This window comes from Bradyrhizobium uaiense, assembly GCF_010811875.1.
GTDB lineage: Bacteria > Pseudomonadota > Alphaproteobacteria > Rhizobiales > Xanthobacteraceae > Bradyrhizobium > Bradyrhizobium uaiense.
The window spans coordinates 1-10,132 of sequence record NZ_VKHP01000301.1 but is presented as its reverse complement, the minus strand read 5'-3'; the positions used below and the strand labels follow the sequence as shown (position 1 = coordinate 10,132).

Genomic DNA, 10,132 nt, shown 5'->3' with positions numbered 1-10,132 from the left:
CGCCGCAGCCTTGCGCCGGGTGAAGGCGGTCACGATGTCCTTCTGCGCCAGCTCGATCGCGCGGTTGGCGGTGGTCAGGTTGGCGTCGGCATCCTGCTTCGGAAACTGCAGCGAGAGGAAGTCGATCAGCGACACCCGGAAGTTCTGCCGCTCCGAGGGACAGACATTGGCGATCAGCGAGGTGAACTCCTGGTCGGACATCGTCTTGTTGCTGTCGCGGGGATATTCGCGGGCGAGACAATTCCAGTAGGCGTCGCGGCCGGTGATCGCGAGCTTGTGCGCGTCGTCGACCTCGTCGGCCATCGCGACGGAGGGTATGGCAACGGACGATATGGCAGCGGAGGACGTGATCAAGAAGGCGGCCGCAACCAGCATGCGCATTGTTGTTCTCCCGTTTTTCTGCATCCTAGCCAACACCGGCGAGCACGATAAGCATCGCCGCGCAGATCTGGCAAACTGGCCAATCACGATTATTTTGACTAATCTCGATCCCCTCCCTCCTCACGATGAGTGCAGTCGTGGCCAAAGCTCCCACCAAAGCGACCAAGACCGACGCGAAGACGACCAAGACAGACGCAGGCAACATCTACATCGGCATCGGCGGCTGGACCTTCGAGCCGTGGCGCGGGGTGTTCTATCCGGAGAAGCTCACGCAAGCGAAGGAGCTGTCCTACGCAGCTTCCAAGCTGACCTCGATCGAGATCAACGGCACCTATTACGGATCGCAGAAGCCGGAGAGCTTTCGCAAATGGGCCAGCGAAGTGCCCGACGGCTTCATCTTCTCGCTGAAGGGGCCGCGCTTCGCCACCAACCGCCGCGTGCTCGCCGAGGCCGGCGATTCGGTGAAGCGGTTCTATGATTCGGGCGTGCTGGAATTGAGGGACCGGCTCGGACCGGTGCTCTGGCAGTTTGCGCCGACCAAGAAATTCGACGGCGCCGATTTCGGCAAGTTCCTCGAGCTGTTGCCGCGCAAGCTCGACGGCCGCGCGCTGCGCCATGTGGTCGAGGTGCGCCATGACAGCTTTTGCGTGCCCGAGTTCGTCGCCCTCATTCGCGAGCACGAGGTGCCGGTGGTGTTTGCCGAGCACGGCAAATATCCGGCGATTGCCGACGTCGCCAGTGACTTCGTCTATGCCCGGCTGCAGAAGGGCAATGACGAATTGAAGACCTGCTACCCGCCGAAGCAGCTCGATGCCTGGGCCAAGCGGTTTCAGGACTGGGCCGGCGGCGGCGAGCCGGACGACCTGCCGAAGGTCGACAAATCAGCACCGAAAAAGGCGCCGCGCGACGTGTTCGCCTACGTGATCCACGAGGGCAAGATCCGCGCGCCGGCGGGCGCGATGGAACTGATCGAACGGGTGAAGTGAGCGAGAACCGATGGCGAAGGCGCGGAAGCTGTTCACCATCGGCTACGAGCAGACACCGTCCAAGGCCGTGCTCGACGAGCTCCAGCATGCCGGCGTGAAACTCCTGGTCGACGTCCGCGCGGTCGCCTCCTCGCGCCGGCCGGGCTTCTCGAAGACCCAGCTCGCCGCCGGCCTCGACGAGCGCGGCATCGGCTACGTCCATCTCCGCGGCCTCGGCACGCCGAAGAGCGGCCGCGAGGCGGCGCGCAGCGGGCAATATGCGCTGCTGCACAAGATCTATTCGGCGCATCTCAAGACGGTGCAGGCCAGGGAAGAGCTCGACGAGCTGTCGGCGCTGGTGAAGAAGTCGGGCCCGGTCTGCATCCTCTGCTACGAGCGCGACCACGAGCACTGCCATCGCCGCTGGATCGCCGAGATCATCGAGGAGCGCGACGGCGTCAAGATCGAGAACCTGGCGGCGCCGCAGGTTTAGGCGTGTACTCATAAAGGCATAGACGTCGACTTTTGATGGCCACGCATCGCGGCCGCGCGCTCGCGGTCGGATAGCAGCGCTCAGTCCTCGGATGAGCTCGGCTTGATGTCGCCAACGACCATGTCGCGAAGGGCCCCTCGCAGCACCGCGACATTTTTCGCCCCGTTCAGCTGCTCGAACTCTCGCTGGGCACGCTGCCAATGCGGAGCGGCCTTGTCGTGAAGACGGCGGCCGGCATCGGTCAGCTCAATCAGGCGGCTTCGCCCATCGGTTGGCGAGGGCCGGATCCGAACGAGGCCGTCGCGTTCCAGGAAGCCCACCATCTTGCCCATGGCGGTCCGCTCGATGTCGAGCTGCTCGGCGAGCGCGTTGACGGCGGCGCTGCCGAGTTCGTTCAGCGCCGCCAGGGTGAGGAACTGCGTGATGCGCAGGCCAACCGGTTCGAGGTGAGCATCATAGAAGCGCGACATCTGCCGGTTGGCCTTCCTCATGGCAGAGCAGTTGCATTGATCGATTCCCAGAGGCCTGTTCACCGGCAACACTCCTTGTCGTTCTCGTTTTCTATCGCCCGCGCCGCGAATATAGGCACGGCGCGGGCGCAGCGATATTCTCAAAACCCTTCTCAAAACCCTTGCGGCGGCGTGATGTAGCCGGGCTCCTCGGCCGCAAGCGTGCCCTTCAGCACCGCCGTTCCCTTGTCGGCCATGACCTCGCTCTTGCCGGCGACGAGGGCGTCGTAGGTCTGGCGTACCACGTCCTCGGGGCTCGCCTTCGGGACGTCAATTCCGCTGGTCAGGTCAGTGTCCACGAACCCGACATGCAGGCCGAGAACCTGAACGCCGCGTTCGCGCAGATGAAAGCGGAGCTGGTTGGTGTAGCTCCAGGCCGCCGCCTTGGACGCGGCATAGGGCGCCAGAATCGGCCGCGGCAGCCACACGATGTCGGAGAGCACGTTGATGATGGCGGGCCTTCGAACCGATCCTGTCGACGAAGCCGAAAGCCGATACTGATCAACAACGCCGGTATCGCCGCTCTGATCGACGGGCCTCTCTCGGCCGATGTCGCGGCGCAATCGGCCCGCACGTCGCATCGGCCGCCAACGCAGCGGCAGCTGCGATCGATGCCGGGTCGGTGACGTCGATCTTCACGGGGATGATGCCGGGTTCATTGAATCCATCGGTCTTGCGCATGCCCGCATAGACCTTGGCGGCTCCGCGGCGGTGTGCCTCGCGTGCAAAGGCGAGACCCAGGCCGCGATTGGCACCGGTGATGAAGACGGTTGCATTCTTGATATCCATGACATTCTACCTTTCCAGATTTGGATGCCAGTGCGACTCATTCGCGCTGCCGGCCCGTGTTCAACTCAGAGAAAAAGATCTTGCCGTAGCTGTTGCGAAAGCCCCTCGCGCAGACCAGTGGCGAGTGCGAGCACTGCGCCAAGCGGGCTCATTCGCACGCTGACGCGCGGGACTGATCCGTCCGGGTTATGGTCTACGATGACGGCCGCACTCAGCTTCTCTCCGCTGTTCAGAACGGCCTCGTATTCAAGAAACAGCCGGGAGCCGACGTTCTGCACAAAGGTGGGCGTTTGTGACGCGTAAAACGTTCCGACGGCGTCGACGACGCGGCGGATGTCATCGCGTCCGGCGACAGGACCGCGCAGCGCGGAGCTGACGAGCTCTGCATCAGCGGTCAGATCATCCAAAAACGGGTGTCGCTCGGTTTGTGGGTAGGACATCGTCAAACCTCATGTTGACTTCGATCGTACTCAGGCGAACACGGCGCGGTTCTGCGCGATGAACTGGCGGACCGTCAGGGGCGGTGTTCCCGTGATTTTCTCGACGACATCGTTGGCGCCCGAGAAGATGCCCTCGCGATAATTCTGGGCGACTTCGACCAGGTGCTGCACCAGGAACGGAGGAAACTTGTAGACCTTTTCCATCTTCTCCTTGAACACCGCGATCGACGTCGGCGCGTATTCGATCTTGCTGTCGAGCACCTCGCTCATCTCGGCGGCGATCTCGGTGTGGTTCATCTCCACCGGGCCGTGCAGCGGATAAATCTTGCCTTCGTGACCTCCTGGCTTGGCCAGGAGGTGGGCGATGACACGGCCCTGGTCGTCGCTGGCGATGGGCGCGTGGCGCCCGTTCTCGAACGGAAATTCGATCTTCTTCTTTGCCCAGATCTCCTTGCCGAAATGCGGGTAGACCAGCCAATCGGCGAAGAACGTCGGGCGCAGATGCGTCGTCGCCACGCCCGACCAGTCGAACACGCGCTCCGAAACCCAGTGATCCTGCGCCGCATGGCTTGCCGATTCCCGGCGTGCCGAAATCTGAGACATATTAACGATCGCGGTGACGCCGGCCTCCTTCGCGGCCTGCGCGAAATAGGCGGCCGCCGCGATGATCCCCGGCGCGATCGGATGGAGAAAATATGCGGACTGGATGCCTTCCATGGCCGCGCGAATGGCGTCGATATCCGTGAAATCGCCGAGAGCTATGTTGACCCCACGCTGCCTCAGAGCCGCGGCCCGCTCACCGTCGGAACGCACGTAGGCGCGCACCGTCTTGCCCATCTTGAGCAGTTCGTCGACGGCAGCACCTCCGGTTCGTCCGGTTGCCCCGCTGACCAGAATAGTTGCTTCGCTCATGGCAACGCTCCTTTGTTTATATGAGAGCATATGCTCTTATAAAGACGAGAATAGGTGCATATGCTCTTAAGTCAAGGCGTTTGTTTCGGTACCGGGCGTGGACCGTTCACATCGCCGTGTGGTCGACAGGCGAGTGCCGACATCAACGACGGCCCTGCCGGGAGAGCTGTCGGATATCGGAGCAATTTCGTCGATTGGCTCGCGCCTTCGAGAAACGCGCCTCGCTCAGGGCCACCAGGTCAAGAAAAAGGTCAGGCCCGTCGACATGTCGGTGTATGGCCCCTTCTCAGGCGCCGTGCAATGTCCGCGCCTTCAGCGCTGTTGGGGGATAGCAGATGTCGCGTAAGGACACGCCTAGCTCTCCGCGCCACGGAGGTTCATCGTCCCCTCCAGCATCTTCACGCAGCCGCCGCCGACATGCACTGAGACGATGGCGCCACCTTGCTTGCGCACCCGCGTCAACAACAAGCTTGGCCGACCCATGTCGACGCCCTGCCCGATCCGCAGCCGCAACTCGCCATCGCTGATAGGATCGATGTCGGCGAGCAGCGCCGCGCAGGCCGCGGTCGCGCTGCCGGTCGCGGGATCCTCGGAGAGGCCGCTGGCGCCCGGATGGAACATGCGCGCCTGCAGGTCGAGCGGCTGCTCAGTCGCCGGAATGTCACGGGTGTAGAAATAGACGACGTCGCGGCCGATCTCGGCCAGCACCCTGGCGAACGCCGCGGCATCGGGCCGGGCGCGCCTGACCGCCTCGCGCGAGGCGATCTCCACCACCAGGAACGGCAGGCCAACCGAGACCACCTGCGGGAAATGCCGATCGGTTGTCACGTCATCCGCCGACAGCGACAGGCACGCGGCGGCAGCGGCGGCGTTCACTTCGGTGGTTCGCTGCAGCGGCTGCGGCGCCGTCAACTCGGCACCGACAACCCTGCCGCCGTCCGACAGGATTTTGACCGGCACGAGGCCCGCCTTCTCCTCGAACCTCAGCTCCTCCGGCGGCTTCGCCGCGCGGCTCGCCAGCACGAACGCGGTGCCGACATTGGGATGGCCAGCGAACGGAATTTCCGAGCGCACCGTGAAGATGCGCACCTGGGCGTCGTTGGCCTTGTCCTGCGGCGGCAGCACGAAGGTCGTCTCGGAATAGTTGAACTCGGTCGCGATCGCCTGCATCTGCGCCGTCGACAGCCCCTCGGCGTCGAGCACCACGGCGAGCGGGTTGCCGCCGAAGGCGCGGTCGGTGAAAACATCGACAGTGATATAGCGCCGCTGCATCTTGCGTGTCCTTGTGCTCCGGTCATCCGCGACCGATGGCGCCATCGTAGCACAGCTGCAATGACGCCCATCAGAGCACTCGGTGCAATCGCCCGCGAGCTAGAACCGAAACACCTCGCGCGGTGATGCGAGCACACGCGCGCGCTCACCGGCATCGGTGACGAGCTCGTCGAGGAATTTGCGGTTCTTGGCGTAACCCTGCGTCGACTCGAATTGGGTGTGCGGCCAGTCGCTCCCCCACAGCAGCCGATCGACGCCATAGGCATTGCGCAGCAACGGATAGGCCTGCTTCGCGAACGCCTCGCCGGCGGCGCCGTTGCGATACGGCGCCGAGATCTTGACCCAGACATTTCGCGTCGTGCCAAGCTTGAGGACCGACTGGAATCCGGGATCGTCGATGCCGAGCTTTGGATCGGGCAAGGCGAAATGATCGAGCACGACCTTCACGCCCTGATCGAGCAATCTTGGCGCGAGCGTCGAAAGATCGCTGGCGTTGCGCTGGATCTCGACCTGCCAGTCGAGCGCTCTGATCTGCGCCAGCAGCGCCGTCCACTCACCCGACGTCAGATCGGGCAGCGTCTGGCCGACCAGATTGAGGCGGATACCGGCCACGCCGGCGCGATCGAGCGCGTGCAGCTCGTCAGCCGCGATGGTGGGATCGACGACGGCGATGCCGCGCAGGCGGCCATTGGTCGCCTTCAGGCATTCCACCAGATAGGAGTTGTCGGTGCCGAGAAAACTCGGTTGCACCAGGACGCCATTGGTGATGCCGTTCTGGTCGAGCTGCTGCAGATAGAGCGCAAGCGGCGCGTCGTAGTCGGGCGCGTAGCGGCGGCCCGGCGCGAGCTTCAGCCCGCGATGGAAGACGTGGGCGTGGGTATCGATCGCCAGTTGCGGCACCTCAGCCCTCACTCTGCTCGCCAATCCGCCTGCCGACAGCGCGGCAGCTACTCCCGCGGCAAACTGGCGCCGCGTCAACCCATGTTCGTACGATGTCATGATCGCTCCTCATCATCACGCGCGTGAGGCGGCGGCCTGCTCGAAAACTTTGCCGCGGGTTTCCGGCAGCATCAGCACCGCGACCAGGACCAGCGAATAGGCAAACGCAGCGTCGATCCCGATCGCCGCACCAAGGCCGATGTGATCGCTGAGGTAGCCGACCAGGAACGGAAACGCCGCGGAGACGATGCGGCCGAAATTGTAGCAAAATCCGACGCCGGTGCCGCGCACGCCCGCCGGGTAGAGCTCGCTGAACAGCGCCGCCATGCTGGCGGGAATGCCGGCCGAGAAGAAGCCGAGCGGGAAGCCAAGCACCAGCATCTGCGAATTGGAGAGCGGCGCGAAGATATAGACCAGCACCGTCACGACGCAGGCGGCGGCGAACAGCGTCACGTTGGCCCGCCGTCCGATCCGGTCGCTGATGATCCCTGAGACCACGCAGCCGCAGAAGAAGGCGACGATGATCACGGCGAGATAGGCGCTGGAGCCGAGCACCGAGAGATGCCGCTCCTCGCGGAGATAAGTCGGCAGGAATGTCGTCAGCGCCGCATAGCCGCCATGGGCGCCGATGCCGAACAGGCCGCCGATCAAGGTCGACCGCAGCACATCGCGGTGAAAGATGCCGGCGAGCGTCGCGAAGAACGGCGGCTCGGCCGCACGCGATGCGGCGCGCGGCGGCTCCTTCAATCCGCGGCGGATGTAGAGGATCAGCAGCGCCGGAATCAGACCGACGGCGAACAGGACGCGCCAGGCGATCTCGGCCGGCGCATAGGTGAAGACCAGCGCCGAGAGCAGCACCGCCGCGCCCCAGCCGACTGCCCAGGCGCTCTGCACCGCGCCGAGCGCCTTGCCGCGATGCTCGGCACGAATGATCTCGGCCATCAGCACCGCGCCGCAGGCCCATTCGGCGCCGAAGCCGACGCCCTGGATCGCCTTCAGGACCAGGAGCTGGGCGTAGCTCATCGCGAACGCGCAAGCGAAGGTCGCAAGCGCAAAGGTCGCGACCGTGATCTGCAACGCTTTCACCCGCCCGAAGCGATCACCGAGTGCGCCGCCGAGCCAGCCGCCGAACGCACCGAAGAACAGCGTGACCGAACCGAGCAGACCGGCGTCGGCCTTGCTGATGCCGAAGGCTGCGATCAGCGCCGGAATCGCAAGGCTGAACATCTGGACGTCCAGTGCATCCAACCCCCAGCCGCCGAAACTTGCCCAGAAGGTGCGCCGTTCGAGCGGCGAGCATTCGCTGTACCAGTTTGCCATCATTCCTCCCTGAAATGTCTTGTGTTGCTTTATTTGATTGCCGCGCTCATCTGATCTCGGCGTGGTAGCGGAAGCGATCCGCCGGCCCGCGTGAGCGGCGCCATTCGATCGGCCGCCGCTCCAGATCAAAGGCAAGGCGCTCGATCATGATCAGAGGCGCGTTGGCTTCCAGCCGCAGCAGGCGCGATTGCATCTCGTTCGCGATCTCGACGGTGAGGATTTCATCGGCGGAGACCACGACCTGGCCGCAGCGATCCTCATAGAGCGGATACAGCAGGTCACCGAACTCCGTGGTGTCGAGCGACAGGATCGCCTCGAAGCGCGACCTCTCGAGCCAGATCTCCTCCGCGAGCAGCGGCACGTCGTCGATCAAACGCAGGCGCGACAGGCTGATGACGGGCTCGCCGACGCCGATGCGCAGCGCCGACGCCACCGCTGTTGTCGCGGGCATCGTCTTCCGCCGCAGGATGCGGCTTTGCGGCACGCGGCGCTCACCGCTCTCGGATTGGAAGCGGAAGAAGCGGAACAGCGAGGAATTGAACCGCGCGCGCCGCACGAAGGTGCCGCGGCCCTGCTGGCGCTCCAGCACGCCGTCGCTGACGAGCTGATCGATCGCCTTGCGTACGGTGCCGATCGCGACGCCGTAATGCGCCCCGAGCTCGGCCTCCGACGGGATCGGATCGCCCGGCCGCCATTCATTGCGGTTGATGCGCGCCGCGAGATCATCGCGGAGACGCTGGTAGCGCGGCAGGCGGTCGTCGAGAGTTGAATTCATCTAGTCATCTATATGAGTAGATGACAGCACGTCAATAGCTACCTTGATACCTTTGCCTCATGATGTTGCGGCCTATCCCAATTGCCAGACCGGCACCGGGTGCTCGTAACCCCGCACCGGGATCTCGCCGCGCGAGACGGCGTCCTTGCAGTCGTCACCGAGCGCATCGCGCACGGCAGCCGAGATCAGGAATTGCGAGCCGAGTTCCTTGTTGAGCGCCTCGAGCCGCGCGGCAAAGTTCACGGTGTCGCCGATCACGGTGTATTCCTTGCGCCGCGGCGAGCCGATATTGCCGGCGACGACCTCGCCGACATGGATGCCGATGCCGATCCGCAGCGGCCAGCTCGACGCCGCGTTGGTGCGTTCATTGACCGCCAGCATCTCGCGAGCGGCAGCGACCGCCTGATGCGCGGCATCGCCCGCCTCGAACGGCGCGCCGAACAGCGCGAGAAAACCGTCGCCGAGAAACTTGTTCACGATGCCGCCGTGGCGATCGAGGATATCGACCAGCACGGCAAAGGCGCCGTCGAGCCGATCCACCACTTCCTGCGGCGAACGCGTGCGCGCGCCCGCGGTGAAGCTGCGGAAATCGACGAACATCACCGCGACGCGACGGATGTCGCTCCCGGTCGAGGTGCCCTCCGCCATCAGGCGCTCGACCACCTGCGGCGAGACGTGCTGGCCGAACAGATTGGTGATGCGATCGCGCGCGGTGGCAGCGGCAATGCTGGCGGCGAACTGCCGCCGCAACTGCAGGCCGACCGCCCCGGCCAGCACGCCGCAGATCAGGATGATCGTGCTGCGCGCGGCGTGATAGTAGATGCCCTGATCGGCCGCGACGCCATCCGCCGCGTGGAAGAACACCGCCATGTAGAACAGCTCGGTCGCCGCGACGAAGCCGGTGAAGGTCGAGAGCCAGAAGTCGAGCCGCAGCGTCGAGAGAATGATGAAGACGAAATAGATCAGCGGCGCCACGAAGCCGAGCGCCTCCTGGCGTCCCATGCTGTCGATATGCAACGCCAGCACCACGGTCGGCAGCGAGGTCTCGACCAGCACGCCGATGTAGCGCCGGATCACCGGCAGGTCGCGGTCCTTGCGCATGTACCAGGTGATCGCACCGTGCACCCAGATCTCGAACAGGATCAGCGGACCGGTGACGTAGAAAATGTAGACCGGGCTGAGGTTGCCGTGCCAGACCCGGCTGACCGCCTCCGGCGCGAACAGATACACCAGCAGGCTGATGGCGCCGAGCATGACGGCGGTGCCGATCAGCACCTTGACGCGCAGCAGCTCGGTGGTCATCACCTCGCGCATCAGGGCATGGTGGAAATCGGCGG

13 protein-coding genes are annotated in these 10,132 nt (G+C 64.5%); 2 read left to right on the top strand and 11 right to left on the bottom strand.

What is annotated here, in order from left to right; all coding sequences use genetic code 11:
• The coding region (locus FNJ47_RS41085; RefSeq protein ID WP_163161878.1) for a hypothetical protein at nt 1-381 on the bottom strand (381 nt) is incomplete at its 3' end.
• A 137-nt stretch (nt 382-518) separates the two neighbouring features.
• Here FNJ47_RS41085 and FNJ47_RS41080 point away from each other — a divergent pair.
• Nucleotides 519-1,367: a DUF72 domain-containing protein gene (locus FNJ47_RS41080; protein ID WP_163161876.1), complete on the top strand. Its 849-nt coding sequence runs from the start codon at nt 519-521 to the stop codon at nt 1,365-1,367.
• A 10-nt stretch (nt 1,368-1,377) separates the two neighbouring features.
• Nucleotides 1,378-1,839 carry a DUF488 domain-containing protein gene (locus FNJ47_RS41075; RefSeq protein ID WP_163161874.1) on the top strand — a complete coding sequence of 154 codons (462 nt, stop codon included), beginning with the start codon at nt 1,378-1,380 and terminating at the stop codon, nt 1,837-1,839.
• An 80-nt stretch (nt 1,840-1,919) separates the two neighbouring features.
• On the opposite strand, the gene FNJ47_RS41070 is transcribed toward FNJ47_RS41075, so the two are convergent.
• From FNJ47_RS41070 to FNJ47_RS41030, 10 genes are all read right to left on the bottom strand, one after another.
• Complete coding sequence (locus tag FNJ47_RS41070) at nt 1,920-2,381, bottom strand: MarR family transcriptional regulator (protein ID WP_163161872.1); 462 nt, start codon at nt 2,379-2,381, stop codon at nt 1,920-1,922.
• 80 nt (nt 2,382-2,461) lie between these two features.
• A complete protein-coding gene (locus FNJ47_RS50680) occupies nt 2,462-2,791 on the bottom strand; it encodes an SDR family NAD(P)-dependent oxidoreductase (protein WP_347341786.1) in 330 nt (109 codons plus the stop codon).
• 58 nt (nt 2,792-2,849) lie between these two features.
• Nucleotides 2,850-3,137, bottom strand: a complete 288-nt coding sequence (locus tag FNJ47_RS50675; RefSeq protein WP_236000411.1) for an SDR family NAD(P)-dependent oxidoreductase — start codon at nt 3,135-3,137, stop codon at nt 2,850-2,852.
• Nucleotides 3,138-3,202: 65 nt separating this feature from the next.
• Nucleotides 3,203-3,577: a hypothetical protein gene (locus FNJ47_RS41060; RefSeq protein ID WP_163161870.1), complete on the bottom strand. Its 375-nt coding sequence runs from the start codon at nt 3,575-3,577 to the stop codon at nt 3,203-3,205.
• Between the two features lie 30 nt (nt 3,578-3,607).
• Nucleotides 3,608-4,489, bottom strand: coding sequence for an NmrA family NAD(P)-binding protein (locus FNJ47_RS41055; RefSeq protein ID WP_163161868.1), 882 nt, complete (start codon nt 4,487-4,489; stop codon nt 3,608-3,610).
• A gap of 354 nt (nt 4,490-4,843) precedes the next feature.
• Nucleotides 4,844-5,761, bottom strand: a complete 918-nt coding sequence (locus FNJ47_RS41050) for a PhzF family phenazine biosynthesis protein (protein WP_163161866.1) — start codon at nt 5,759-5,761, stop codon at nt 4,844-4,846.
• Nucleotides 5,762-5,860: 99 nt separating this feature from the next.
• A complete protein-coding gene (locus FNJ47_RS41045) occupies nt 5,861-6,760 on the bottom strand; it encodes an amidohydrolase family protein (protein WP_163161864.1) in 900 nt (299 codons plus the stop codon).
• A gap of 15 nt (nt 6,761-6,775) precedes the next feature.
• Nucleotides 6,776-8,020, bottom strand: a complete 1,245-nt coding sequence (locus FNJ47_RS41040) for an MFS transporter (protein WP_163161862.1) — start codon at nt 8,018-8,020, stop codon at nt 6,776-6,778.
• A gap of 46 nt (nt 8,021-8,066) precedes the next feature.
• Complete coding sequence (locus tag FNJ47_RS41035) at nt 8,067-8,795, bottom strand: GntR family transcriptional regulator (protein ID WP_163161860.1); 729 nt, start codon at nt 8,793-8,795, stop codon at nt 8,067-8,069.
• A gap of 72 nt (nt 8,796-8,867) precedes the next feature.
• Nucleotides 8,868-10,132: adenylate/guanylate cyclase domain-containing protein (locus tag FNJ47_RS41030; RefSeq protein ID WP_163161858.1), on the bottom strand; the 1,265-nt coding region annotated here is incomplete at its 5' end.

Coding starts and splice junctions, on each gene's coding strand:
- FNJ47_RS41075 (WP_163161874.1), top strand. CDS start 1,378: ATGGCGAAGGCGCGGAAGCTGTTCACCATCGGCTACGAGCAGACACCG.
- FNJ47_RS50675 (WP_236000411.1), bottom strand. CDS start 3,137: ATGGATATCAAGAATGCAACCGTCTTCATCACCGGTGCCAATCGCGGC.
- FNJ47_RS41060 (WP_163161870.1), bottom strand. CDS start 3,577: ATGTCCTACCCACAAACCGAGCGACACCCGTTTTTGGATGATCTGACC.
- FNJ47_RS41055 (WP_163161868.1), bottom strand. CDS start 4,489: ATGAGCGAAGCAACTATTCTGGTCAGCGGGGCAACCGGACGAACCGGA.
- FNJ47_RS41050 (WP_163161866.1), bottom strand. CDS start 5,761: ATGCAGCGGCGCTATATCACTGTCGATGTTTTCACCGACCGCGCCTTC.
- FNJ47_RS41045 (WP_163161864.1), bottom strand. CDS start 6,760: ATGACATCGTACGAACATGGGTTGACGCGGCGCCAGTTTGCCGCGGGA.
- FNJ47_RS41040 (WP_163161862.1), bottom strand. CDS start 8,020: ATGGCAAACTGGTACAGCGAATGCTCGCCGCTCGAACGGCGCACCTTC.
- FNJ47_RS41035 (WP_163161860.1), bottom strand. CDS start 8,795: ATGAATTCAACTCTCGACGACCGCCTGCCGCGCTACCAGCGTCTCCGC.